Source organism: Paraburkholderia pallida, from assembly GCF_004524855.1.
GTDB classification, from domain to species: domain Bacteria; phylum Pseudomonadota; class Gammaproteobacteria; order Burkholderiales; family Burkholderiaceae; genus Paraburkholderia; species Paraburkholderia oxyphila.
In genome coordinates this window covers 1,852,284-1,876,679 of sequence record NZ_CP038149.1, presented here as the reverse complement: position 1 = coordinate 1,876,679, position 24,396 = coordinate 1,852,284, and the positions used below count along the sequence as shown (strand labels likewise).

Sequence of the window (24,396 nt, the reverse complement as noted above, 5' to 3'; positions counted from 1 at the left end):
AGGCAACGGCGGAGGTGTCGCTGGAGGTGCCGAAAAGCACGAAGTGGAATAAGGACTCCAAATCGACTGGAGCAGCTTGCCGGTCGGAGCATTTCCGTCATGAGGCGTCGGCCCGGGAAGTCGAGCGGTGGGGACGTGCCGTGCCTGAGGGAAAACAATTTGGCGATATCAAACTCATTTTGACGCGTGATTTCTCGCTAGCTATGGTTTCGCCACTCGATAACAAGGCCGTTGTAGCAGCAACAATAGGGAACAGGGTTCGGGGGGTGCGCCAGCGGCTCCAGCTCACGCTGCAGGACCTGGCAACTGCGTCGGGGGTCTCGAAGCCGTTCCTTTCGCAGGTCGAGCGCGGGATGGCAACGCCCTCCATTGTGACGCTCTCGGCTATTGCCAAAGCGATGGGCGTCACGCTGCAGTATTTCGTCGAAACGCAGGATGAAGAACAGGCCGTTTTCCGGCGCGACGATCTGAAATTCTTTGGATTCGCGGGCTCGGCCAACCAGTTTGGCCGCCTCACGAACGCAGGCACGAACCGCCTGCTCGACGCGCAACTGGTTCGGATGCCGGCTGGAGAGACGACACCGGTGGTCATGACATCCGCCGTGGAGGAGTTCATGTACGTGATGAGCGGCGAGGTGTCGCTCACCCTGGAAGGCAGGACCTTTGTCTTGCAGGCCGGTGACACCGCGCACTATGAATCGTCGGTGCCGCATGCGTGGGTCAACACGGCCGATGAGGAAAGCGTGTTCGTGTGGGTCGGCACGCCGAAGCTGTTCTAGCTGGATCGCGTAACGCGGGATGGCATGCGAAGCAAGGTATTTCGTTAGGTATACGAAAAAATTAAAGAAGGTGAGGTTCCGCAGGGCAGGGCTCAACAGGGGTGGATGGTGCAGTAGTGAAGTGGCTGAAGGCGGGGAACAAGCGGCGCGGCGCGACAGCGTCGTCAAATCGAGCGGCGGGGTTCACGAGACCTTGCTTCGCATAACCGAAGTGGACGTGACCGACGAGTGAGAAGGGGAAAAAGTGAAACAAAGGGTACTGGCGCTAGCCATTCGAAGAATAATCTGGGCTGAACTGGCGTTGTCGGCGGCCATCGCCATGCCGGCGTTTGCGCAGAGCCAGCCGCCGGCCAACGCCGGCACGGCTGCTGTGCCGGAAAGCGCTTCGGCGCCAGCGGCGACCTCGCAACCGGGCAAGTCCTCGCCTGCGGCTGCCGCCGCGGGCACGGGCGCTGCGGCCACAGGCGCGGCGGCTGCCGCAGGCGCGGCCGGCACCGGGCCCGTGAAGCAGTTGAAAAAGTTCGAGGTGACGGGCTCGCTGATCCGTCAATCGGACAAGACGGGCTTCCAGCAGGTGCAGACCGTCACGCAGAAAGACATTCAGAATAGCGGCGCGACGAGCGTGGCCGACTTCCTGCGCACGACCACGGCCAACTCGGCCAACAGCTGGAGCGAAGGCCAGGCCGGCAACTTCGCCGCCGGCGCGGCCGGTATTGCGCTACGCGGCTTGAGCGAGAAGTACACGCTCGTGCTCGTCGACGGCCAGCGCGTGGCGCCGTTCGCCTTCTATTCGAACAGCACCGACAGCTTCTTCGACCTCAACACCCTCCCCCTGAACGACATCGATCGTATCGAAATCGTGAAGACGGGCGCCGTGTCGCAATACGGCTCGGACGCGATTGCGGGCGTGGTCAACATCATCACGAAGCACGATTTCCGCGGCCTTCAGCTCGACGGCAGCTACGGCAGCTCGATCAGCGATGGCGCTGGCAACGGCACGACCAAGTTCAGCGCACTGGCGGGCTTTGGCGATCTCAATGCGGACCGCTTCAACGTCACCGCCTCGGCGAGCGTCTATCACGATGCGGGCTCGACGCTGGCCGACCGCGACTCCACTTCCGCGCAGGACTTCACGAACCGGCCGGGCGGCCTCTCGCTGCTCGCGCCGTCCTACTGGCAGACGGGTCCGAACACGGCGCAGGCGTTGAGCGGCTGTCCGTGGGGCGGCGCGGTCCATCCGGCCGGCAGCAACTTCCTCGGCGCGGCGGCCGGCCTGGGCGGCACGGTGTGCAGCTTCAACACGGCCAACGGCATGTCGATCGCGCCCGAGACCACGCGTGCGAGCGCGAAGGTCCACGCCGACTTCAAGATCGACGACACGACCACGGCCTTTGCCGACTTGTGGGAAAGCTACAACGAGACCACTACCAACGACGGTCTCTGGAACAACATTGTCGGCAGCCCGCAGCAGCCGACGCTGGCGTACACCCCGGGCGTCGGCCTGACGCCGTTCAACAACACCGTGCCCGCAGGCAGCCCGTACAACCCGTTCGGGGTGGCGACGCCGCTCACCTATGCGTTCCCGAACACCGTAACGGAAAAGACCGACGCGAACTACTGGCGCGGGTCCACGGGGATTCACGGTTCGTTCACCTTGCCGAAGGCCGGTGACTGGGACTGGTCGGCTTCGTACAGCCATTCGCAGAGCAACGTTTCGAACACCTACACGAACCAGCTCAATACGGCTGCGCTCAACAACATCTTCCAGAACGGCACGTTCAACTTCGCCAATCCGTCCTCGACGCCCAACGGCCTGAACGGCCTGTACCAGGACGCGAACAACCAGGGCATCTCGAAGCTCGATACGGTTGACGCAACGCTGGCCACGCCGAACCTGTACCATCTGCCCACGGGCGATATCGGCATTGGCTTCGGCGCGCAGTTCCTGCACGAGAGCGAGGTCATCAACCCGGGTGCGGAGTATCTGGACGGCACGGTGCTCAACCCGAATCTGGAAACCGTCAACGGCCAGCGCAACGTCGCGGCGGTCTACTACCAGGTCGATATTCCGATCATCCGGAACCTGACGTTCAGCCAGTCGGGCCGCTACGACCACTACAGCGACTTCGGCGGTGCGTTCTCGCCGCGCTTCGCACTGCGTTACCAGCCGATCCAGCAACTGACGATGTACGGCTCGTATAACCGCGGCTTCCGTGCGCCGACGTTCGTTGAAAACAGCAATTCGCAGACGCTCGGCATCCAGCAGTTGTCCAACGGCACGGTCACCACGATCACGCAGGGCAATCCGGATCTGCAGCCGGAGCGCACGCGCAACATCAACCTGGGCTTCCAGACCTCGCCGACGCGTACGACCGACTTCGGCTTCGACTGGTACAAGATTCGCGTCGACCACGTCATTGGCGAAGCGGCCAGCCCGTCGTCGGTGGTGACCAACGCGCAGGGGCAGATTCTCTACGAAACGTTCCCGTACGAGAACCTCGGCTACCTCGATACGAACGGCTTCGAAGGCACGTTCCGCCAGGCGCTGCCGACGAAGATCGGTACGTTCTCGCTGCTGGGCGACTGGGCCTACGTGAACCAGTTCAAGCTCGGTCTGCCTTCGGGCCCGATCAACGGTGCGGGCAACAACTTCACGCTCTCGCAACCGTTCGGCGGCAGCTTCCCGCGCTGGAAGGGCAATACGACGCTGAACTGGGCGTATCACGGCTGGAACGCGGCTCTGACGTGGGAGTTCACGGGCCCGTATACGGAGACGCTTACCGCGGCCGCGCCCACGCTGCCTTCCGGCAAGGTGGGCTCGTACAGCCAGTTCAACCTGATGGTCACCTATACGGGCATCAAGCACTGGACGATCTACGGCGGTATCAACAACATCTTCAACCGTACGCCTCCGTTCGATGCGGTCTTTGCGAGCAGCGCGCTCAACCAGACCGGCTACGACACGTCGCTGTACAACTACATCGGCCGGTTCGCGCAGATTGGAGCGACGTACAAGTTCTAATCCGTATCTGATGAGTAGTGCGTAGTACGAGATTCAGGCGGCGGTAGCCGCCTGAATCGCATGTTTCCCGTAGTGGCGAGCGACATCGGCACACCCTGCCGTGTCTAATCAACGAACCGTGCATCGGCCACACGCCGGCGCGCGTCCTCAAGCAGACTGACAATGAGATTGAAGAAGTTGAGGTTGTTGCGATGCTCGCTCGTAGCGCCCGCACTGGCCGTTGCCATCGGCACGCTCGCGGCGGCCCAGACGCCGGCCCTCGCCGCGACGGCGCTCGCGCAGTACGACCAGCCGAAGTATCCACCCGGCTTCACGCATTTCGACTATGCGGACCACGACGCGCCAGCCAACGGCACGCTGATTTTCCAGAACTACAATCAGTTCACGAGCTACGATTCATTGAATCCGTTTCTCGTGCGCGGCACGGCGGCGCCGGACATCCAGAACCTGATGTTCGACACGCTCATGCAGCGCAGCTGGGACGAGCTCGCGTCCGAATACCCGCTGATCGCGGACAATGTCGAGGTGGCGCCCGACCAGGCGTCGGCCACGTTCCATATCAACCCGGCCGCGCGCTTTTCCAACGGCGATCCGATCACGGCCGCCGACGTCAAGTATTCGTTCGATACCCTGACGAGCCCGCAAGCCTCGCCGCTCTTCAATGCGCAGTTCTCGGTCATCAAGCGCGCGGTCGTGGTGGACCGGCAGACGATTCGCTTCGAGTTCCGCCGGGCCGAGCGCGACGCGCCGCTCATCGCGGGCGATTTGCCGGTGTTCTCGCCCAAATGGGCGCGGCGCGCGGACGGCACGACGATCCCCTTCGACCAGCTCTCGAACGTGCCGCCCATTGCGAGCGGCGCGTATCTGATTGACGGGCGCAAGAACGACAAGCAGATCGCGTATCGCCGCAACCCCGACTACTGGGCCGCGAATCTGCCAACGCGGCGCGGCATGTACCGTTTCGAGCACATCACGTTCAAGCTCTACGTCGACCTGTACACGCAGCTCGAAGCCTTCAAGGCCGGCGACGACGACATACACGTGGAATACAGCGCGACCCAGTGGGCGCGCAAGTACGTGGGCAAGAACTTCCGCAACGGCATGCTCAGGAAGGGCGATTTCGCGGACGGCCCGGCACAGATGCAGGGCATGCTCTTCAACTTGCGCAAGCCGATGTTCGAGGACGTACGCGTGCGCCACGCGCTGTCGCTGGCGTTCGACTACGACTGGATGAACCGCATGATGTTCTACGGCCAGTACGTGCGCCTGCATAGCTATTTCGAGCAGAGCCCGTTCCAGGCCACGGGCACACCGGGCGACAAGGAGCTGCAGTTGCTCGCCCCGTACCGTGCGAGCCTGCCGTCCGCGGTATTCGGGCCGATGCTCGAGCAGCCGGGCACGTTGCCGCCCGATTCGCTGCGCGGCAACTTGCGCGAGGCGCGCGATCTGCTCGCGCAGGCCGGCTGGCACTATCGCGACGGCGCGCTGCGCAATGCGCAAGACGAGCCCATGACGATCGAGATCCTCGACGACCAGCCGGGCATGGACCGCGTGATCCTGCCTTATACGCAAGCGCTCGCCACGCTCGGCATCAACGCGCACCTGCGCGAGATCGACAGTGCGTTGTACCAGAAGCGGCTCGACAACTTCGAGTACGACATGACCACCTGGCTCTACAGCCCGGTGACGATTCCGGGCGCGGAACTCGAGCGCCGTTTCGGCACGGCTGCGGCGTCGCAGGTGGGCTCGGAGAACTATCCGGGCGTGCGTTCGAAGGCCGTGGACGCGCTCGTGGCGGCGGTCCAGGCGGCGAACACGCTCGACGATCTCGAAGCGGCCACGCGTGCGCTCGACCGGGTGTTGATGAACGAGTATTACCTCGTGCCCGAGTACTACGCACCGAACGCGCGCATCGCCTACAAGACCACCTTCGCCTACCCGAAGACCATCCCGGTTACGTACGGGGCCGAGGACTGGACCATCGACTACTGGTATCGCAAGCCCGCATCGGCGCAACCCACCCCGGCTGCGCAGGCGTCCGCCCACTGAGGAGCACCATGTTTGCCTATATTTTCCGACGATTGTTGCTGATGGTGCCCACCTTGATTGGCGTCGTCACGCTCACGTTCGTCGTGACGCAGTTCGTGCCGGGCGGCCCGGTCGAGCAGATCATGGCGCAACTGCGCCATGGCAACGCGCACGGCGGCGAGGGCGGCTCGGGCGGTGGCGGCTATCACGGCAGCCAGGGCGTGGACCCGCAGCAGATCGAGCAGATCAAGAAGCAGTTCGGTTTCGACAAGCCGCCGCTCACGCGCTACTTCGTCATGCTGAAGAATTACGCGAGCTTCGATCTGGGCCAGTCGTACTACCAGCACGACAGCGTCTGGAACGTGATCCGCTCGCGGCTGCCGGTCTCCATCACGCTCGGCTTGTGGACGGTGTTGCTCACCTACCTGATATCGGTGCCGCTCGGCATTGCGAAGGCGGTGCGCAACGGCTCGCGCTTCGACACGGTGACCAGCGTGCTCGTGCTCGCCGGCTACGCGGTGCCGGGCTTCGTGCTGGGCGTGCTGCTCCTGATGCTGTTCGGCGGCGGCACGTTCTGGCAGGTGTTCCCGATGCGCGGCCTCACGTCCGATAACTTCGCCGACCTGAGCCTCACGGGCAAGCTGTTCGACTACCTCTGGCACATCGTCTTGCCGGTGACGGCTTCCGTGGTGGGCAACTTCGCGATCGTCACGATCCTGACGAAGAACACCTTCCTCGAGGAAATCGGCCGCCAGTATGTGCTCACGGCGCGCGCGAAAGGCGCGCCCGAGCGCGACGTCCTCTGGAAGCACGTGCTGCGCAACGCCGCGATTCCACTCGTCACGGGCCTGCCGGCCGCGTTCGTGGGCGCATTCCTGAACGGCAACCTGCTGATCGAAACGCTGTTTTCCCTGAACGGCATGGGGCAGCTCTCGTACGACTCGGTGATCCGCCGCGATTACCCCGTCGTGCTCGGCTCGCTGTTCTTGTTCACGCTGATCGGCCTCATCACCAAACTCATTGCTGACGTCTGCTATGTCCTCGTCGACCCCCGCATCCAGTTCCACCGCCTGGACCGCTGAGTCCGCAGCCGTAGCGCATGCGCCGTCGGTTTCGCCGTGGCGGCGCACATGGCAGCGCTTTCGCGCGCAGCCGCTCGGCTTCTGGAGTCTCGTCATCTTCGCCACGCTGTTCGCGATCAGCCTGTTCGGCGAGGTGCTCGCCAACGACCGGCCGCTCGTGGTGCGCTACGAAGGGCACTACTACTTCCCGATCGTGAAGGACTACCCGGAGACGATCTTCGGCGGCGACTTCCCCGCGAAGACCAATTATCTCGATCCGTATATCAGGCAGCGGCTCGAGTCGAACGGCAACTTCGCGGTCTATCCGCCCAATCATTTCCATTACGACACGATCGATTACTTCGCGGCGCAGCCGTATCCCTCCGCGCCCTCGGCCAGCAACTGGCTCGGCACCGACCAGTTCGGCCGCGACGTGCTCTCGCGCCTGCTCTATGGCTTCCGGCTCTCGGTGCTGATGGCGCTCGCGCTCACGGTCTCGGGCGTCGCGCTGGGCGTGCTCACGGGTGCGGTGCAAGGTTTCTATGGAGGACGAACGGATCTGATCGGCCAGCGCATCATCGAAATCTGGAGCTCGATGCCGGACCTGTATCTGCTCATCATCTTCGCGTCGATTTTCGAGCCCACGCTATGGCTGCTCTTCATCCTGCTTTCGATGTTCGGCTGGCTCGTGCTTTCCGACTACGTGCGCGCCGAGTTCCTGCGCAACCGCTCGCTCGATTACGTGAAGGCCGCGCGCACCATGGGTCTCTCGAACTGGCAGATCATGTGGCGCCACGTGCTGCCCAACAGCCTCACGCCGGTCATCACGTTCCTGCCGTTCCGCATGAGCGCGGCGATTCTTTCGCTCACGAGTCTCGACTTTCTCGGGCTGGGCGTGCCGCCGCCCACGCCGAGCCTGGGCGAATTGCTGCAGGAGGGCAAGAACAATCTCGAAGCGTGGTGGATTTCGCTTTCGGCTTTCGCGGCGCTCGTGATCACGCTGCTGCTGCTGACTTTCATGGGCGACGCGCTGCGTAACGCTCTCGACACGCGCCGCAAAGGCTCGGCATTCGGCGGAGGCAAGTGATGAATCGTCCTTTGCTGGAAATCGACCGCTTTGGCGTGCGCTTTGGCGAGAAGGTGGCCGTGCGCGAACTGAGCCTTTCGATCGCACGCGGCGAGCGCGTGGCGCTCGTGGGGGAATCGGGCTCGGGCAAGAGCGTGACGGCGCTATCGATCCTCGGCCTCGTCGACCATGCCGAGCTGTCGGGGCGCATGCTGTTCAATGGCGAGGATCTGCTGAAAAAGACCGAGCAGCAGATGCGCGGCATACGCGGTGCCGATATCGCCATGGTGTTCCAGGAGCCCATGACGGCGCTCAATCCGCTGTATACGGTGGGCAAGCAGATCGCGGAAAGCCTGCGCCTGCATGAGGGGCTGAGCGCGGGCGCGGCGCGCGAGCGCGGCATCGAGCTGTTGCGGCGCACCGGCATTCCCGAGCCCGAGCGCCGCATCGACAGCTTCCCCCACCAGCTTTCAGGCGGCCAGCGCCAGCGCGCGATGATCGCGATGGCGCTCGCGTGTCGCCCGCGTCTGTTGCTCGCCGATGAGCCCACCACGGCGCTTGACGTGACCGTGCGCCAGCAGATCGTCGACCTGCTGATCGAGTTGCAGGAGCAGGAGGCGGCCGAGCGCGGCATGGCCGTGCTGCTCATCACGCACGACCTGAACCTCGTGCGGCGCTTCGCGCAGCGCGTGGCGGTGATGGAGAAGGGCGTGCTCGTGGAGACGAATACGACCGAGGCGCTGTTCTCGAGCCCGCAGCACCCTTATACGCAGCGCCTGCTCGACAGCGAGCCGAGCCGCGAGGTGGCGGCAATCGAAGCCGGCGCGCCCCCCATTCTCGAAGTGAAGGGTCTGGCCGTGGACTACCGGACGGCGGCCAAGGGCTGGCGCTCGGTGTTTGGCAGCGCAACGTTTCGGGCCGTGCACGAAGCGGACCTGAGCTTGCGTCGCGGCGAAACGCTCGGTATCGTCGGCGAATCGGGCTCGGGCAAGTCGACGCTCGCGGCCACGGTGCTCGGCCTGCAGGGGGCGGCGGCGGGCGAGATCCGCATTGACGGCATCCCGCTCTCGGAGCAGCGCACGGCGCGCGCGCGGCGCGAGCTGTATTCGCGCCTCCAGGTGGTGTTTCAGGATCCGTTCGGCTCGCTCTCGCCGCGCATGACGATCGAGCAGATCGTGGGCGAGGGGCTGGCCGTGCATCGCCCCGATATCGAAGGGCCGGCGCGGCGCACGCGCATCGCCTCGCTGCTCGAGGAAGTAGGGCTGCCGGCCGATTCGCTGCAGCGCTATCCGCACGAATTCTCGGGCGGGCAGCGCCAGCGCATCGCCATTGCGCGCGCGCTCGCGGTCGAGCCCGAGCTGATGGTGCTCGACGAGCCCACCAGCGCGCTCGACGTCTCGATCCAGAAGCAGGTGCTCGCGCTGCTCACGAACTTGCAAAAGAAGTACAAGCTGAGTTATTTGTTTATCACGCACGATCTGGCCGTGATGCGCGCGATGGCGCACCGGGTGATCGTGATGAAAGCGGGCCGCATCGTCGAGCAGGGGGAAACGCTCGACGTGCTGCATGCGCCGTCGCATCCTTATACGCAGTCGCTGCTGGCTTCCTCGATGCTGCAGGAGCCGCCACAGCCGCCGGACCTCAAGGAGAAGTTCGCATGATCGATGAACGCTGGGCGCAGGCCGCACAGGCGCTAAAGAGCGGCGCCGACTTCTGGTCGCTGCGCATCGTGGACGAGCATATCGAGAACCACGCCGTGCGCAACGACGTCGTGCAGCCTTTGCACGCCGTGCGCGAGCGTGGCGCCATGGTGACCGCGTGGGCCGGCGCGGGTGCGGGCTACGCCGCCACGGCCGACTTGAGCGCAGCGGGGCTGCAGCGTGCGCTCGACATCGCCACGGCGCGGGCGCAGGCCAGCGCACACTTCTCGCTGATCGACCATCGCGAGCTTGCCCGGCCCGCGGCGAGCGGCAGCTATGCCTCGCCGAACCTGGAAACGCCGCTGCCCACGCGCGGCGAATGGCTGGAGCGCCTCGCGCAGCAATGCGCGGCCGCGAACCTCGATGCGCGTATCGTCGAGCGCGTGGCGAGCATGCACGTCGCGCACGCGGACCAGCTCTACCTCACGTGCGATGGCGTGCGCATCGAGCAGCGCTTTCGCTACCTGATGCCGGGCCTGAGCGTGGCCGCGCACGCCGACGGCGACACGCAGGTGCGCACGCTCGCGGGCGACCATGGCGCGCTCGCCCAGGGCGGCATGGAGATCCTCGCGCGCCACGGCTTCGAAAGCGCGGGCGCGCGCGTGGCCGACGAGGCGCTGCAACTGCTCGCGGCGCCAAACTGCCCGTCGGGCAAGCGCGATCTGCTGCTGATGCCGGACCAGATGATGCTGCAGATCCATGAGTCGATCGGGCACCCGCTCGAACTGGACCGCATTCTCGGCGACGAGCGCAACTTCGCGGGCTGGAGCTTCGTGAAGGCGGAGATGTTCGGCAGCTACCAGTACGGCTCGGAGCTGCTGAACGTGACGTTCGATCCCGAGCTGCGCGAAGAAGCGGCCACCTACGCATTCGACGACGACGGCAGCGCGGCGACCAAGCAATACCTGATCCGCAACGGCCGGCTCGAACGGCCGCTGGGCGGGGCGCTCTCGCAGCAGCGCGCGGGGCTGCCCGGCGTGGCGAACTCGCGCGCGGCCAACTGGAATCGCCCGCCCATCGACCGCATGGCGAACCTGAATATCGAGCCGGGCTCGCAAACGCTCGAGGCGATGATCGCCAACATCGAGAGCGGCATCCTGATGACTTCGAATACCTCGTGGTCGATCGACGACCATCGCAACAAGTTCCAGTTCGGCTGCGAATACGGCCGGCTCATCGAGAACGGCAAGCTCACGCAGGTCGTGAAGCGCCCCAACTATCGCGGCATTTCGGCGAGCTTCTGGCGCAGCCTCGCTGCGGTGGGCGACGCGAGCACGCGCGAGGTCTACGGCACGCCGTATTGCGGCAAGGGGGAGCCCGCGCAGGTGATCCGCGTCGGGCACGCGTCGCCCGCGTGCGTATTCAGCAACGTCGACGTGTTCGGAGGCGCCTGATGAGCGACAGACTTTTCCCGAGTGAGCGCGCGAGCGTGGACTGGCATACGCATTTCATGATGCTTGCGGGCGAGATCGACGCGCTGTTGGTCGAGGGCGAAACGGCGCTCACGTCGTTCGCGGGCGAGCAGTCGGATTTCATCCGCTTCAATGGCGGCAAGGTCCGGCAGACCGGCCAGGTCTCGCAGGGGCGGCTCACGCTGCGCCTGATCGACGGTGCGCGCCAGGCGTATTCCACGCTCGACATCTGCGGCAACGCCGGGCAGGACCTGCGCGAGGTGAGCGCAGCGCTGCAGACGCTGCGCGCCGGCCTGCGCGACGCACCCGACGATCCGCACTTGCTCTACGACACCACGTCATGGCAGCGCACCACGCGCCGCGCGGGGCGCTTGCGCGATCCCCACGCGCTCGTGCACGTGGTGGCCGAATGCGCGCGCGGGCTCGATTTCGTGGGCTTCTACGCGGGCGGATCGGTCTCGCGCGGCTTCGCGTCGAGCGGCGGCAGCCGCGGCTGGTACGAAGTCGAGAATTTCTGCTTCAGCTGGTCGCTCTATCATCCGGGCGGCCGCGCGATCAAGACGAGCTACGCGGGCGAGAACTGGGACGACGCAGTGTTCGCCCGCAAGGTGCAGGAGGCGGCGGCGCGCTTGCCGGTGCTCGCGCTCGCGCCGCGTGCGCTGGGTCCGGGCCAGTATCGCGCGTGGCTCGCGCCAGCGGCGCTCGAAGAGCTGCTGGGCGTGACCGCGTGGGGCGGCTTCTCGGCGCGCGCGCACGCGACTGCGCAGAGCCCGCTTCATCGGTTGCATGGCGGCGAGGTCGCGCTGGACGCGCGCGTCTCGATTGCGGAGGATCTGGAGCTCGGCATCACGCCCGCCTTCAACGACGACGGCTATCTGCGCGCGAGCGTGCCGCTCGTGCGCGAGGGGCGCAGCGTCGCGCAACTGACGAACGCCCGCACGGCCCGCGAGTACGGCCTGACGCCCAACGGTGCGCTCGCGAACGAGGCGCCTGCGTCGCTTGCGATGGCGGGCGGCGATCTCGCGGAGGAGGACGTCCTCGCGGCGCTCGGCACCGGGCTCTATGTGGGCAACCTGTGGTACGTGAACTTCTCGGACCGCATGAGCTGCCGCCTGACCGGCATGACGCGTTTCGCCACGTTCTGGGTGGAAGAGGGCCGCATCGTCGCGCCGGTGGATGCCATGCGCTTCGACGACAGCCTGTACGGCCTGCTGGGCGAGCGGCTCGAGCGCCTGGGCGCGCAGCCCGAGCTGCGCCTCTCCGACGACACATGGGGCCAGCGCGCGACGGGCGGCATGAAACTGCCTGGGGTGCTGGTGAGGTCGTTCGAACTGACGCTGTAGCCCGCCAGTCCACGCCCGGCGACTCGAAGAACAAGAAGGAAACAACCATGCAGTCGAGGTTACCCGAAGGGCTCGTTGTGCGCGCACTGCGCCCCGGCGATGCCGAAGCGTTCCATGCGCTGCAGCATGGCCCGTCGATCGTGCGCGGCAATGCGGACGCACCGTACAGCTCGGTTGGAGAGACGCGCGAGTGGATCGCCGGTGTCTTGTCGCCCGCGCTCGCCATCGGTGCGTGGGTGGGCGAGACGATGGTTGGCGAGGCCGAGCTGCACCCTCAGAAGCTGCGTCGCGCGCACGTGGGCCAGATCGGCATCAGCGTGCATGACGGCTGGCAGCGGCGCGGCATCGGCGCCCACCTGATGAGGCAGATTCTCGATTTCGCCGACAACTGGCTCGGCCTGCGCCGGCTCGAGCTTCATGTCTTCACCGACAACGCCCCCGCGATCGCGCTCTATCGCCAAAGCGGTTTCGAAGTCGAGGCGCGCTTTCGCGGCACCGTGTTGCGCGAAGGCGTGCTCATCGACGCTTTCCTGATGGCGCGCCTGCGCGAGGCGCTGCCATTCGCTCAGGAGTGCAGCCCATGCACGACATGACTTCATCGCCCACGTCCACGTCTGCCGGCGCTATTCGCGTGCGTACTTCCGAGCCGTCCGATTTCGACGCGCTCGTCGACATGATGAATCAGCCAGGCGTGCGCCACGGCACGCTCCTGAGCGGCTGGCGCACGCCCGAATCCTTGCGCACATGGCACGATAGCCGGCCGCCGGGCTGCATCACGATCTGTGCTGAAATCGATGGCCGCGTCGTCGGCCAATCGCATCTCGCGGTCGCGAAGCCGCGCCGTTCGCACTGCGCGTCGCTGGGTTTCGCCGTGCACGACGCCTATCAGCGGCGCGGCGTGGGCAGCGCGTTGATGGCGGCGATGGTCGAGTGCGCGGACCATTCGCTGGGCCTGCGCCGCCTCGAGCTCGAAGTCTTCGCCGACAACGCAGCGGCGATCGCGCTCTATCGCAAGTTCGGCTTCGTGGTGGAAGGGCGCTCGCGCGGCGCCGCCATGCGCGACGGCCTGCTCGCCGATACGCTCCACATGGCGCGCTACGCGGACGCCCCGCCGTTCGCGTATCCATCAACCTCGTAACCGCGGACCGACAAGCGCGTGCCCTTCTTCTTCATCGACAGGCCAGTCTTCGCGTGGGTCATCGCGCTCGCCGTGATGGTCGCGGGCGTGCTCGCGATTCCCATGCTGCCGGTCGCGCAGTATCCGCGGCTCTCGCCGCCGCGCATCGTGATCTACACGCAGTATCCGGGCGCGTCGCCGGAAGAGGTGGACGCGAATGTGGCGAGCGTGATCGAGGAGAGCCTCGATGGCATCGAAGGTCTGCAGTACTACGAAACGACCAGCGACGCGCTCGGCAACCTCGAAATCGACGTGACCTTTGCCCCGGACAGCAATCCCGACATCGCGCTCGTGGATGTGCAGAACCGGCTCAAGCAGGTGGAGGCGCGGCTGCCGCAGCCGGTCGTGCAGCAGGGCATCGACGTGGAGAAGGCCGCCAACACCTTCTTGATGCTCGTCGCGCTGACCTCCACCGACGGCACGCGCGATTCGGCGCAACTGAGCGACTACCTGAACCGCTTCATCCTGCGCGACCTCAAGCGCGCGCCGGGCGTGGGCGCGGCGGAGCTCTGGGACTCCGACGAGGCCATGCGCATCTGGCTCGATCCCGTGAAGCTGCGCGAATACGGTCTCACGGCCGCCGAAGTCAACCTGGCCATCTCCGCGCAGAACGCGCCGGTGACGGCGGGCACGCTCGGCAACGCGCCGTTCGTGAACGGGCAGCAAACCACCGAGTCGGTGAGCGTGAAGGGGCAGCTCGACACGCCCGAGGAATTCGGGGAGATCGTGCTGAAGGCGAAGACGGACGGCTCGCTCGTGCGGCTGAGCGACATCGCGCGCGTGGAGCTCGGCCGCGCCGATTATTCCTTCTACTCGCGGCTGAACGGCCGCCCCGCGGCGACGGTGGGCATTCAGCTGGGCCCGCGCGGCAACGCGCTCGAAACGTCGAACGCGATCCGCACACGGCTCGCGGCGCTCTCGAAGCACCTGCCGCCGGGCATGGCGATCGAGATCCCGTTCGATACCGCGTACTTCGTGCGCGTGGCGATCCACGAAGTGGTGATCACGCTCATCGAAGCCGTGGTGCTCGTGTTCGCCGTGATGTGGCTGTTCCTGCGCGACCTGCGTTCAACGCTCGTGCCCACCGTGGTGATTCCCGTCACGCTCATGGGCGCGTTTCTCGCGCTCTACGCGGGCGGAATGTCGATCAACGTGTTCACGATGTTCGGGCTCGTGCTCGCGATCGGCATCCTCGTGGACGATGCCATCGTCGTGGTGGAGAGCGTGCACCGCGTGATGCATGAGCGCGGTCTCCCGCCGCGCGAGGCCACACGCGCCGCGATGAAGCGCATCGGCGGCGCGATCGTCGGCGTGACGGCCGTGCTTACGGCCGTGTTCGTGCCGATGCTGTTCTTCAACGGCAACGTGGGCGGCATCTACCGGCAGTTCGCGGTGGCGATGATCGCGTCCATGCTCGTCTCGTCGTTCATGGCGCTCTCGCTGACGCCGGCCCTGTGCGCCAACTTGCTCAGGATGCCGAAGCCTGTGCGCAGGCCGGAGCGCGGCCTTGCCGCGCAAGCGGCGCGGGCCTCGCGCGGCTATCGCGCACTCGTGGCCGCGCTGCTGCGGCGCGGCCCGCGCTTGCTGGCGATCTACGCGCTCCTGTGCGCAGTCGGGGCGCTGCTTTACTGGAAGCTGCCGCAGGGCTTCCTGCCGAGCGAGGACGAAGGTCAGCTGCAGGTGATGATCCAGTTGCCCGCGGGCGCCACCCAGGCGCGCACGTTCGACGTGGTCAAGCGCGTGGAGGCGATCCTCGGCAAGCAGCAGGCGGTGGGCAACGTGACGAGCGTGGTGGGCTGGAGCTTCGCGGGCAGCGGCCAGAACGTGGCGATGGCGTTCGTCGAGCTCAAGCCATGGGGCCAGCGCGGCAAGGAGGAAAAAGACGCGCAGACGCTGCGCGACGCGCTCAACGAGCAGTTCGCGACAATCCTCGACGGCGATGTGCAGGCCACGCTGCCTTCGGCAGTGCCGGGCATCGGGCACGCCGAGGGTTTCACGTACCGGCTGGAGGATCGCGGCGGCGCGGGGATGGACGCGCTGAAAGCCGCGCGCGACCAGCTGATCGACGCTGCGGGCAAGAGCCGCGTGGTGGCGCAGGTCCATTCGGAGGACCTGCCCGACGCGCCGCGCGTGGAGCTCGACGTCGACCGCAACAAGGCCTACGCGTACGGCGTCTCGTTCGACCGCATCGCGGACGTGCTGGGCAGCACGTTCGGCTCGAACTACGTCAACGACTTTCCGGCGGGTGGCCGCATGCGTCGCGTCATCGTTGCCGCCGACGCACCTACGCGCATGAGCGACAGCCAGTTGCTCGAGCTGCCGGTGCAGAATTCGGCGGGCGGCACCGTGGCGATGTCGTCGATCGCGGCCACGCACTGGACGCTCGGCCCCGTGATGCTGAGCCGCTACAACGGCTATCCCTCGCTCGACGTGACGGGGCGCGCAGCGCCGGGCCATAGCTCGGGCGAAGCGATGGCGGAAATGGAGCGGCTCGCACTCGCGCTGCCCGATGGCGTGTCCGGCGAATGGACCGACGCCGCGTTCGAAGAAGTGCAGGCCGCGCGCCAGACGCCGCTCCTGCTCGGCCTCGCGCTGCTCGCGGTGTTCATGGTGCTCGCGGCGCTCTATGAGAGCTGGATCACGCCGCTCTCGGTGCTGCTGGTCGTGCCGCTCGGCGCGGTGGGCGCGGTGAGCGCGATGCTGTTGCGCGGGCTGCCCAACGACATCTATTTCAAGGTGGGGATGGTGACCGTGATCGGCCTCGCGGCGAAGAACGCCATCCTGATCGTGCAGGCCGCGAACGTGCGCGTTGCGCGTGGCGTGCCGCTCGGCGCGGCGGTGGTGGGCGCGAGCGGCGAGCGCCTGCGGCCTATCGTGATGACCTCGGCGGCGTTTCTGCTCGGTGTCCTTCCACTCGTGATCTCACAGGGCGGCGGTGCGGAGAGCCGGCACTCGATCGGCACGGGGGTGTTCGGCGGCGTTATCGCAGCTACGCTGCTCGGGCTCGTGTTCACGCCCGTGCTCTATTACACGGTGGTTTCGCGCACGCGTGCGAAGGGTGTGGGACGCGCGTTGCCGCGCCGTCGTGAGCACGGCTTGCCGCAAACGGTGGAAGACAGTGAAACGCAAGCGCTTTGAAACGTGCTGGAAGCGCTGCCAGTGAAATTGGCCCTGAAGCTGCCACACCGCAACGGTGGGCAGCGCGGCTTCAGAAGATACGCGGCGTACCCACCCAGACGAGCACGGTTTCCTGATCCGACGTGTTGCTCCAGGCGTGCGGCACGGTCGATTCGTAGTGTGCGCTGTCCCCCGCGCGAACCACGAACGACTGGCCTTCGAGCGTGAGCGTCACTTCGCCCGAAAGCACGTGCAGGAATTCCTCGCCGGCGTGCGTGGTGACTTCGCTGTCGCGCTTGCCGGGCGGCATACGCACGAGAATGGCCTCGAGCTGGCGGCCGCCGGTTGGGTTGGTGAGGCGCGCATAGAGGTTGGCCGAGTCGGCGAAGCCAAAGAACTTGAGATCCTGGCCGCGGCATACGCAACCCGCTTCGGTGGGCGCATCGACGAAATAGCTGACCGGCACGCCGAGCGCCTTGGCGATGCTCACGAGCGATGTGATCGAGGGACTCGCAAGATCTCGCTCGACCTGGGAGAGAAAGGGTTTGGAGAGCTGCGCCGCCGTGGCGATGTCATCCAGTGTGCGGCCTTGCCGCTGACGCAGTCCGCGAATCTTGCTGCCTACGGAGACGACGTTTTGTGATTCGACGGCTTTCGAAACCATGGCGGAACTGTGTTGTCTGATGAATGTGCTTTGACCCGGATCTCATGCCAGCCAAAGCACCGGCACATGGCGCGATTCATTGGATGCCCAATGGCTGCTGATATCCGTGGATGCCTCATTCAGGCATCTCGCGGCTTGCAGTGTGGAAGGTCACTGCGAAACGCCAGATGTCCCTGAGGATTCGATTCTAATTATCGCGTGTGGAACTGCGATCATGGGCCAGGTTCGGCGTCCATGAACGACAAACTGCAGGTCGCAGCATAACACTATTCAATGACTGGCTAATAATCACCATTTGTTTTATATGGGCAGCAGGCGGGTCGCTTGTGGCGCGGGCGCATCAGGTTCCGAATTCAGCCATCCTGGGACGCAGTCAGGCCACGATGTTTTCGTGCTTTAATTCGCATATCTAATTGTAATATGCGCTGTGCTCAGTTATTTGGCCGAGAAAAGAAAGTCATAGGCCAGCAGGATGGGACAGCTCGAATGAGTTGAGTGTCCTTGATGGCGGCCGCCAAGGGTACAGCAAGTTGCTACTTCTGCGGCTCGCGCACGGTCAGGCTGGCTTGCGTGGTCTCGTCAGGGTGCATGGAGCAGTAAGCGTCGCACAGGGTCGCGCATAGTTGTGCGAGTGCCGCGAGATTCACCGCCTGGTCCGCATGCTCGACTTCCCCGGCGTTGAGTATGTCGTCGAGGACTGGGGCGAGACGGCGCAATCGCCGGAATGTCTCAGCATCGAGTTCCATTTCACTTCCCGTGTTCTGGTAATAGCGCGCTTTCGGGCAGGATGGCTCCACGGCGAAGCGGCCATCCAATTCTTGACGTGCCTCGTGAGCACGATTCGCGTAATAACTCTTTGCTTGCCGATTTTGACGCGCTGCACAATAGACGTCAATAAAATTCGCACTTGGCCACGGAGTCGTTGTCTCACAAGGGGCGGTGGGCCTCGTGATATGGCCCGATAACGGCCGGAAAAGCGAATCGATGCACGCTGCAGGGCCGGATTGTGCGGTGCACATAAATATTCGCTTTTCAGGCGAGGACAAAGGGAATACCCTTACTGTGTTTCCCTATTGGAGGCTTGTCGTTGTGTCTACTCTTCTCGAGCGAGACGGACTCGTTGCGACTTGGCGTCGGATTCACCCCAACCCTGATTCCGGGTTGTGGGAATGCTGTGAACTGGATAGTAGCGGCGAAGCGGTGCCGCATCCGCAGCCCTCAGCAAGGCGCCAGATTGTCGTGACCGACGTCTACTGCCAGATCGCCGAGCAGATTGGTCACGTGGCGGCCATGTCGGTCGCCGTGGCGACGCCCTCATTCGGGATCCGCGTACCGGACGTTGTCTGGATGCCGCCTGAAAAGTGGGAAGGGTTTGACCGGGAAAGCCCAGTCCCGTTTGTGCCTGACTTGTGTGTCGAGGTGCTCCTTGACCGCACGTTTGCGCATGACATCGGCCCGCGAGTCAGGGCTTACCTTGAAGGCGGCGCCCGAGAGGTCATTGTTGTCGGCCAGCGCGGAGAACTGCAATTCTTCGGAGCGAATGGGCCGCTGAAGTCGTCGGCGTTCGGCATAGCGCTCTCACTCGAGCGGATGTACTTCGACGAGTTTGCCCCGGCTTCCCACTAGGACAAGACACCCAATCGTGTCTGCCATCGTTGAGCCGGGGTGAACCCGTGCCTCACAGGTCCGGCTTTGCCTTGACCATATTGTCCGACCTTCGCATGCCGGGCAAAGCCTCGACGAAAAAATCTGCCTGCAATGCCGCGCCCGCCTGGACGTCGTATTGCGAGAAGTCCCGGACACCCGCCGCCATTAGCACCTCATCATCGAGAAAGAAATTTCCCGTGCACTTCCTCGACGGGCGGGTCAGGATGTAGTGGGCCGCGTCGGCGACAATCTCCGGCTTGCGGCACGCTGCAATCATCTCCGCACCGCCGATCTCGTTTTGCACGGCGGCAGTGGCAATCGCAGTTCTTGGCCACAGCGAATTCACGGCGACGCCACGGTCCTTGAACTCACCAGCCAGCGCGAGGGTGAACAGGCTCATCGTGTACTTCGCGATGGTATAGGCCGGGAAATCCTTGAACCACTTTGCATCGGTGACGAGCGGTGGCGACAGCGTGAGGATGTGTGGATTCGTCGAATTGAGCAGGTGAGGCAGGCAGGCCTGGGCACAGACAAACGTCCCTCTCCCGTTCACCCCATGCATCAGGTCGTACCGCTTGACGGGCGTATCCAGCGTTCCCGTCAAACGGATAGCGCTGGCATTGTTCACGAGTATGTCGATGCCGCCGAACACCTCAACGGTTTGGGCAACCGCAGCCTTGACGCGTTCTTCATCGCGAATGTCGACGACCAGCGCAAGCGCCTTTCCGCCTGCCGCTTCAACAGCCGCCGCCGCCGTATGGATCGTGCCCTCGAGCCGCGGGTCCGGGTCGGCAGTCTTGGCGGCAATCACGATGTTCGCGCCGTCACGTGCCGCCCGGAGTGCAATGGCAAGTCCGATACCGCGACTGCCTCCTGATATGAATAGCGTCTTGCCGCCGAGATTCATGGTCGTCTCCTCAATGCTTGGCCTGGTTTGTGGTTAAGTACGAAACGCGGCGTTGCCACGAGTCAAAACGGCAAGACTGAAGTGGAACGCCGTTGCTGCGACGGCGTGTTGAACGATGGTGGCGCGGCTTTCACGGCTTCCTGACTGGAATGAGCCGTCCCAAGCGAGGCAACGCGACCGCAGCACATCAGGCGCGTTGCAGGGCGGGCTACCGTTTCGCAACGCCTAGCTCAGTTGAAAATCGCGTGGCACTTCCGGCTCTTTCTCGTAGCGAAAAACATTCAGGTCGTCATACTGGATGGCGGGCTTGCGCCCCGATATCAGATCTGCGAGAAGCTGCGCCGAGCCGCATGACATAGTCCATCCGAGCGTGCCATGTCCCGTGTTGAGATAGAGGTTCGGCACGGCGGTGTGGCCGACAATCGGCGTTCCGTCCGGCGTCATGGGCCGCAAGCCGGTCCAGAAAGTCGCTTTCGATGTGTCTCCGCCGCCAGGGAAGAGGTCGTTGACGCACATCTCGAGGGTCTCGCGACGCGCCTCGCGCAGACGCTTGTCAAAGCCAACGATCTCAGCCATGCCGCCGACGCGGATGCGCTTTTCGAAGCGTGTGATGGCGATCTTGTAGGTCTCGTCGAGGACAGTTGAGACCGGTGCGCGAGCTTCGTCGACGATAGGCGCCGTGATGGAATAGCCCTTGAGGGGATAGACGGGAATCTTGACGAGGCCGGACAGGAAATTCGTGGAGTAGGACCCGAATGCGACAACGAACGCATCGGCGTGGATGAGCTTGGCACCATGGCGCACACCGGCGACTTTGCCGCCCTCGACCACCAGACCATCGACCAGCGTGTTGTAGCGGAAGGTCACGCCCGCCTGCTCGGCCAGTGCGGCGAGTCGCGTGGTAAACAGTTGACAGTCGCCCGTTTCATCGCCGGGCAAGCGCAGTCCGCCGGTCAACTTATGCGAGGTGGCAGCCAGTGCGGGCTCCACGCTGGCGAGTTGATCCCGGGACAACAACTCATACGGGACATGCGCCTCCTTCAGCACCGCGATGTCCTTGGCCGCGCCTTCAAACTGCTGTTGCGTCCGAAAAACTTGCAGTGTGCCGCCCGTGCGACCTTCGTACTGAATTCCCGTTTCGGCCCGCAGCGCCTTCAGGCAATCGCGGCTATATTCCGCGAGTCGAACCATGCGGTTCTTGTTGATGGCGTAACGCTCGGCCGTGCAGTTCTGCAACATCTGCCACATCCATTGAAGCTGAAACTGCTTGTCTTCGTCGTCGGGACGAATGGCAAGCGGTGCGTGCTTCTGGAACATCCACTTCACGGCCTTGAGCGGCACGCCCGGCGCAGCCCACGGCGCTGCGTAGCCTGGCGAAATCTGCCCCGCATTCGCGAAGCTCGTTTCGCGTGCGGGACCCGGTTCCCGATCGACGACAACGACATCATGACCCGCACGCGCGAGATAGAACGCGCTTGTCACCCCAACCACGCCACTGCCCAGTACAAGGACTCGCATATCAGTCGACTCCGCCGCCAGAGATATTATTAATTACTCAAATAAGACCTGACAAACCGCGAGAATTGCAGTGCTTTGGTAAATCATATTCTCTTATTGGTCGTTCACGGTGGGTCAGCGGCCTGGCCATCGCGTCGTCTGCTTTCCCTTTATGCTGCACTGAGGCCAACGGCCTGTGGCTCTCGCAAACATCTCTTGCACATCCTTTGACGACTCTGTCGAGTCCATCGTCCGCGCAGAATCTGTTGCACCGCACCACCTTTTGGAGGATATTTAAGCTGCACGCACGCCGCGTCGCCAGCGTCGACCCAGCGGCCCGCTCGTCCGGGTCATCGTTTCCGTTCGGCTCCTCTCGGGGGCGCCGGCGACGGAGGATTGCCATGGAACTCTGTAATGAGTGCAACAGCCTTGATGGACGCTCGTCGAGTTTCGTCAGCAATGACGAGATGATTCTGGTTGGAGTGGGGCAATGCGAAGGTCGCGTTGCCCTCGAGCACTATCGTTGCCGCAAATGCGGTGCGCTCATGGTCCGGCAGCTGTGTGGCGAGTCCTCAGAGCAGGTTTGGATGGCGCTCGTGTAACCGGTGTCGTCTTGCGGTGGGTTCGCCACTGAGCGCGCCGTGCTTATCGCGCGAAAGCGTAGACCTGTTCGGCAAACAGGAGGACGGCGACGAGAATCATCGCTGCGCCGGAGAGCTGCCCCACCATGCGAGCCGCCTTGGGTCGGGTGCCCAGAACAATCTTCGATCCCAGGCCGACGACGGAGTAGACCGAACCGACGTTGACCATGTGCACAAGCCCCAGCGCCACGATCTGGCCGGCCGCCGACCATCCGGCATTGGGCCTGACGAACTGAGGCAAGAGGGCGACGAAAAGCAGAATCGCCTTTGGGTTCAGGCCGCTGATGGCGAATCCCCGCATTGACCATCCCCACGGGCTCTTTTGTGCGTCGTCCTGACCGGCAGCGATTTCGGGCGGACGCATCAAAGTCCTGATTCCCAGCCAGAGCAGATAGGCGCCACCGACGACCGTCAAGATGCTCAGCACTGCCGGAACGCGCGTAACCAGTTTTCCAATGCCTGCCGCTACGACTACGGTGATCGCAAGGTACCCGAGCAGCATCCCACCGACCGCGGGTGCAACCATGCGACCGCGCAGGCCAGCCGAAATCGCGTAAGCCCAGTCTGCTCCTGGGACCATGACCAACGAGAACGAGACGACCCAAAACGCCGTCAACAAACTAGCTTCCACTGCACCACTTCCGGTTATGCGGGCACCCTCGCCCAAGGGGGTAAATATTACGGATTCGGACCCGGAAAGTGCTCCCCATTTCTTGCCTGCAGGCTTGGCCGGGAGCTAGAATTTCGTGCATGGACGCAATCGACCGCAAGATTCTTGCTGAGATACAGCAAGATGGACGACTTTCAATCACGGAGCTGAGCGAGCGGGTTGGCTTGAGCCTGTCGCCGTGCCAGCGACGACTGCGCGCGCTCGAGCGCGCACAGGTCATCAGCGGCTACCGTGCCACGATCGACCCGGCAACGGTCGGGCTGAATTTTTCCGCAATCGTCTTCGTCACGCTGAGTGGAAGCAGTAGCGAAAGTATCCGGTCGTTTGAGGACGCGCTCGTGGGCATTCCGGAAATCACGCTGGCCGAGCGCCTCTTTGGCGAGCCCGACTACATGCTGCACGTCGTCACGCGGGACTTGAAGGCGTTTCAGGCGCTGTACGACCGCCGGTTGACGGCGCTGCCTTCGGTATTGAAGTTGACGTCGACGCTCGTCATGAAGAGCATTTTTCACGACCGGCCGCTGCCATTGTGATTGCGAGTAGCAGCTCGGGAATTGCCGGTTTCGTGTGACAAATAAATCGTCGGCTTCTTGCGACTGCTTGTTCAACGGCTGCGTTTCGGTATAATGGACCGGCGTTCGAGATATCGAACGGAATTTCTGAAGTAGAGCATCCAGAGTCGGACTATCCGACGCCAACCTGCCCTCCCGGGCAAGGTGGACGCCTTTGAGGCGATGCGGCCGATCCACGGCAACGAAACGGGAGCAGCATGGCTAGCACCGGTTCGATCAACATTCATCCGGAGCAACCATGCGCCAAGATACCTCTACCTCCTCCCCAGCAGTCTGTCACGACTGGTCGCACATCCTTCCGGGTTTCACGTTGACGCATACGGTTCATCTCGTGTCGAGACTGGATCTGGGTATTGTCTCGACAGCCGCCGCCATGCTCGAAGGTGAAACAGCTGCCGTCGACCGTTGGGCCGTCACCCGATGCGGTGACGTTCTCGAGCAAAAAATCGTTCTCGGCGCAATGACGGAAGAGCAAGCGGTTCGACTGCGCGAACAACTTGCCGCGCTCGACGGCGTATTGCGCACGAGGATGGAGCATCATTTCATTCGCTCATCCAGCCGTGCGCCGCTCTGATTGCAACCCGCGAGCGGACAAGTCACGGAGCGCTTTTATTTCGAGTAACAGACACTTGTTCGCTTGAAATGAAAGCGTGCCGTGGCGGTCGTGAGCGTCGTTCCTGGGTGGCAGGGCAACAGTGCCTGCACGCTCTATAAGACGGTGCAAGCGCCTCAGCCGGCGCCGAGGCGCTCCGGTTTGATGGTCGCGAGTCGGGTGCCCGCAAATGGGTCATCGCGCCAGTCAACGTTATTGCTTTTCATCGACTCCGCCGCCGTGGTCGCGCCAATTGCAAAATGCTCGAGCGACTGTCCAGCGCTGGTCGCCTGAATCACCCACTGCGGGGCATCGCCTTTGCCGTCCCAAGTGTTGCCGGTGGCGTCGCGGTATCGCGCCGCTCGCAACTGCTCCTGGTCTGCTGCAATGGACGCGGCGATATCGTCGGGTTCAATTCCAAATTCGGCCATCCGGCGCTGCAGGTAGGCCACTATGCTATCGCGTTTTCGTTCGTCCATTTCGTGATGTTCCGCTCCGAAT

Annotated in this window: 20 protein-coding genes and 1 riboswitch; of the genes, 14 read left to right on the top strand and 6 right to left on the bottom strand. The window is 64.1% G+C overall.

Going from position 1 to position 24,396, the window contains the following annotated elements; all coding sequences use genetic code 11:
* Positions 1-203: 203 nt before the first annotated feature.
* The 11 genes from E1956_RS23540 to E1956_RS23490 all read left to right on the top strand — a co-directional run bounded on the left by E1956_RS23540 (position 204) and on the right by E1956_RS23490 (position 16,726).
* The gene (locus E1956_RS23540) at positions 204-779 is read left to right on the top strand and encodes a helix-turn-helix domain-containing protein (RefSeq protein WP_134754797.1); all 576 of its coding nucleotides are present in this window, start codon (positions 204-206) and stop codon (positions 777-779) included.
* Positions 780-1,023: 244 nt separating this feature from the next.
* On the top strand, positions 1,024-3,801 hold the full coding sequence (locus E1956_RS23535; protein ID WP_134753381.1) for a TonB-dependent receptor domain-containing protein: 2,778 nt from the start codon (positions 1,024-1,026) through the stop codon (positions 3,799-3,801).
* Between the two features lie 162 nt (positions 3,802-3,963).
* Positions 3,964-5,850 carry an extracellular solute-binding protein gene (locus tag E1956_RS23530; RefSeq protein ID WP_134753379.1) on the top strand — a complete coding sequence of 629 codons (1,887 nt, stop codon included), beginning with the start codon at positions 3,964-3,966 and terminating at the stop codon, positions 5,848-5,850.
* Between the two features lie 8 nt (positions 5,851-5,858).
* Positions 5,859-6,911 (top strand): microcin C ABC transporter permease YejB, encoded by a 1,053-nt coding sequence (locus E1956_RS23525; RefSeq protein WP_134753377.1) that lies wholly within the window; start codon positions 5,859-5,861, stop codon positions 6,909-6,911.
* Positions 6,865-7,977 carry an ABC transporter permease gene (locus E1956_RS23520; RefSeq protein ID WP_134753375.1) on the top strand — a complete coding sequence of 371 codons (1,113 nt, stop codon included), beginning with the start codon at positions 6,865-6,867 and terminating at the stop codon, positions 7,975-7,977. The genes E1956_RS23525 and E1956_RS23520 overlap by 47 nt, the downstream gene beginning before the upstream one ends.
* A complete protein-coding gene (locus E1956_RS23515; protein ID WP_134753373.1) occupies positions 7,977-9,617 on the top strand; it encodes an ABC transporter ATP-binding protein in 1,641 nt (546 codons plus the stop codon). The genes E1956_RS23520 and E1956_RS23515 overlap by 1 nt, the downstream gene beginning before the upstream one ends.
* Positions 9,614-11,050, top strand: coding sequence for a TldD/PmbA family protein (locus E1956_RS23510; RefSeq protein WP_134753371.1), 1,437 nt, complete (start codon positions 9,614-9,616; stop codon positions 11,048-11,050). The genes E1956_RS23515 and E1956_RS23510 overlap by 4 nt, the downstream gene beginning before the upstream one ends.
* Positions 11,050-12,411 carry a TldD/PmbA family protein gene (locus E1956_RS23505; protein WP_134753369.1) on the top strand — a complete coding sequence of 454 codons (1,362 nt, stop codon included), beginning with the start codon at positions 11,050-11,052 and terminating at the stop codon, positions 12,409-12,411. The genes E1956_RS23510 and E1956_RS23505 overlap by 1 nt, the downstream gene beginning before the upstream one ends.
* Before the next feature lie 47 nt (positions 12,412-12,458).
* Positions 12,459-13,004 carry a GNAT family N-acetyltransferase gene (locus E1956_RS23500; RefSeq protein WP_134753367.1) on the top strand — a complete coding sequence of 182 codons (546 nt, stop codon included), beginning with the start codon at positions 12,459-12,461 and terminating at the stop codon, positions 13,002-13,004.
* Positions 12,992-13,549 (top strand): GNAT family N-acetyltransferase, encoded by a 558-nt coding sequence (locus tag E1956_RS23495; protein ID WP_134753365.1) that lies wholly within the window; start codon positions 12,992-12,994, stop codon positions 13,547-13,549. The genes E1956_RS23500 and E1956_RS23495 overlap by 13 nt, the downstream gene beginning before the upstream one ends.
* Positions 13,550-13,567: 18 nt before the next feature.
* A complete protein-coding gene (locus E1956_RS23490) occupies positions 13,568-16,726 on the top strand; it encodes a multidrug efflux RND transporter permease subunit (protein ID WP_134753363.1) in 3,159 nt (1,052 codons plus the stop codon).
* Positions 16,727-16,796: 70 nt separating this feature from the next.
* Here E1956_RS23490 and E1956_RS23485 read toward each other — a convergent pair whose 3' ends face one another.
* Positions 16,797-17,369 (bottom strand): cupin domain-containing protein, encoded by a 573-nt coding sequence (locus E1956_RS23485; RefSeq protein WP_028220798.1) that lies wholly within the window; start codon positions 17,367-17,369, stop codon positions 16,797-16,799.
* 533 nt (positions 17,370-17,902) lie between these two features.
* Positions 17,903-18,115 carry a hypothetical protein gene (locus E1956_RS23480; protein ID WP_134753361.1) on the bottom strand — a complete coding sequence of 71 codons (213 nt, stop codon included), beginning with the start codon at positions 18,113-18,115 and terminating at the stop codon, positions 17,903-17,905.
* A 238-nt stretch (positions 18,116-18,353) separates the two neighbouring features.
* Between E1956_RS23480 and E1956_RS47405 the strand changes: the two genes are divergently transcribed.
* Entirely contained in the window at positions 18,354-18,995 is a 642-nt protein-coding gene (locus E1956_RS47405; protein ID WP_256377778.1) for a Uma2 family endonuclease, read from the top strand.
* A 52-nt stretch (positions 18,996-19,047) separates the two neighbouring features.
* Here E1956_RS47405 and E1956_RS23470 read toward each other — a convergent pair whose 3' ends face one another.
* The 3 genes from E1956_RS23470 to E1956_RS23455 form a co-directional block, all read right to left on the bottom strand.
* Positions 19,048-19,923, bottom strand: a complete 876-nt coding sequence (locus tag E1956_RS23470) for an SDR family oxidoreductase (protein WP_134753357.1) — start codon at positions 19,921-19,923, stop codon at positions 19,048-19,050.
* 225 nt (positions 19,924-20,148) lie between these two features.
* Positions 20,149-21,441, bottom strand: a complete 1,293-nt coding sequence (locus E1956_RS23465) for a D-amino acid dehydrogenase (RefSeq protein WP_134753355.1) — start codon at positions 21,439-21,441, stop codon at positions 20,149-20,151.
* A 624-nt stretch (positions 21,442-22,065) separates the two neighbouring features.
* The gene (locus tag E1956_RS23455) at positions 22,066-22,692 is read right to left on the bottom strand and encodes a LysE family translocator (protein ID WP_232071563.1); all 627 of its coding nucleotides are present in this window, start codon (positions 22,690-22,692) and stop codon (positions 22,066-22,068) included.
* Positions 22,693-22,811: 119 nt separating this feature from the next.
* On the opposite strand from E1956_RS23455, the gene E1956_RS23450 reads away from it, so the two are divergent.
* The gene (locus E1956_RS23450) at positions 22,812-23,264 is read left to right on the top strand and encodes an Lrp/AsnC family transcriptional regulator (RefSeq protein WP_134753351.1); all 453 of its coding nucleotides are present in this window, start codon (positions 22,812-22,814) and stop codon (positions 23,262-23,264) included.
* A gap of 131 nt (positions 23,265-23,395) precedes the next feature.
* A riboswitch (SAM-I-IV-variant riboswitch) is annotated at positions 23,396-23,499 on the top strand.
* A 42-nt stretch (positions 23,500-23,541) separates the two neighbouring features.
* Positions 23,542-23,877 (top strand): hypothetical protein, encoded by a 336-nt coding sequence (locus E1956_RS46225; protein ID WP_167760094.1) that lies wholly within the window; start codon positions 23,542-23,544, stop codon positions 23,875-23,877.
* A gap of 155 nt (positions 23,878-24,032) precedes the next feature.
* Here the strand turns inward: E1956_RS46225 and E1956_RS23440 are convergent, their stop codons facing one another.
* Positions 24,033-24,374: an H-NS histone family protein gene (locus E1956_RS23440; protein WP_134753349.1), complete on the bottom strand. Its 342-nt coding sequence runs from the start codon at positions 24,372-24,374 to the stop codon at positions 24,033-24,035.
* Positions 24,375-24,396: the final 22 nt, after the last annotated feature.

What these genes read in the sequence shown, in the direction of transcription:
- E1956_RS23540 (WP_134754797.1), top strand. Translation starts at nt 204, where the DNA reads ATGGTTTCGCCACTCGATAACAAGGCCGTTGTAGCAGCAACAATAGGG.
- E1956_RS23530 (WP_134753379.1), top strand. Translation starts at nt 3,964, where the DNA reads ATGAGATTGAAGAAGTTGAGGTTGTTGCGATGCTCGCTCGTAGCGCCC.
- E1956_RS23525 (WP_134753377.1), top strand. Translation starts at nt 5,859, where the DNA reads ATGTTTGCCTATATTTTCCGACGATTGTTGCTGATGGTGCCCACCTTG.
- E1956_RS23520 (WP_134753375.1), top strand. Translation starts at nt 6,865, where the DNA reads ATGTCCTCGTCGACCCCCGCATCCAGTTCCACCGCCTGGACCGCTGAG.
- E1956_RS23515 (WP_134753373.1), top strand. Translation starts at nt 7,977, where the DNA reads ATGAATCGTCCTTTGCTGGAAATCGACCGCTTTGGCGTGCGCTTTGGC.
- E1956_RS23510 (WP_134753371.1), top strand. Translation starts at nt 9,614, where the DNA reads ATGATCGATGAACGCTGGGCGCAGGCCGCACAGGCGCTAAAGAGCGGC.
- E1956_RS23505 (WP_134753369.1), top strand. Translation starts at nt 11,050, where the DNA reads ATGAGCGACAGACTTTTCCCGAGTGAGCGCGCGAGCGTGGACTGGCAT.
- E1956_RS23500 (WP_134753367.1), top strand. Translation starts at nt 12,459, where the DNA reads ATGCAGTCGAGGTTACCCGAAGGGCTCGTTGTGCGCGCACTGCGCCCC.
- E1956_RS23495 (WP_134753365.1), top strand. Translation starts at nt 12,992, where the DNA reads ATGCACGACATGACTTCATCGCCCACGTCCACGTCTGCCGGCGCTATT.
- E1956_RS23485 (WP_028220798.1), bottom strand. Translation starts at nt 17,369, where the DNA reads ATGGTTTCGAAAGCCGTCGAATCACAAAACGTCGTCTCCGTAGGCAGC.
- E1956_RS23480 (WP_134753361.1), bottom strand. Translation starts at nt 18,115, where the DNA reads ATGGAACTCGATGCTGAGACATTCCGGCGATTGCGCCGTCTCGCCCCA.
- E1956_RS47405 (WP_256377778.1), top strand. Translation starts at nt 18,354, where the DNA reads ATGCACGCTGCAGGGCCGGATTGTGCGGTGCACATAAATATTCGCTTT.
- E1956_RS23470 (WP_134753357.1), bottom strand. Translation starts at nt 19,923, where the DNA reads ATGAATCTCGGCGGCAAGACGCTATTCATATCAGGAGGCAGTCGCGGT.
- E1956_RS23465 (WP_134753355.1), bottom strand. Translation starts at nt 21,441, where the DNA reads ATGCGAGTCCTTGTACTGGGCAGTGGCGTGGTTGGGGTGACAAGCGCG.
- E1956_RS23450 (WP_134753351.1), top strand. Translation starts at nt 22,812, where the DNA reads ATGGACGCAATCGACCGCAAGATTCTTGCTGAGATACAGCAAGATGGA.
- E1956_RS46225 (WP_167760094.1), top strand. Translation starts at nt 23,542, where the DNA reads ATGCGCCAAGATACCTCTACCTCCTCCCCAGCAGTCTGTCACGACTGG.
- E1956_RS23440 (WP_134753349.1), bottom strand. Translation starts at nt 24,374, where the DNA reads ATGGACGAACGAAAACGCGATAGCATAGTGGCCTACCTGCAGCGCCGG.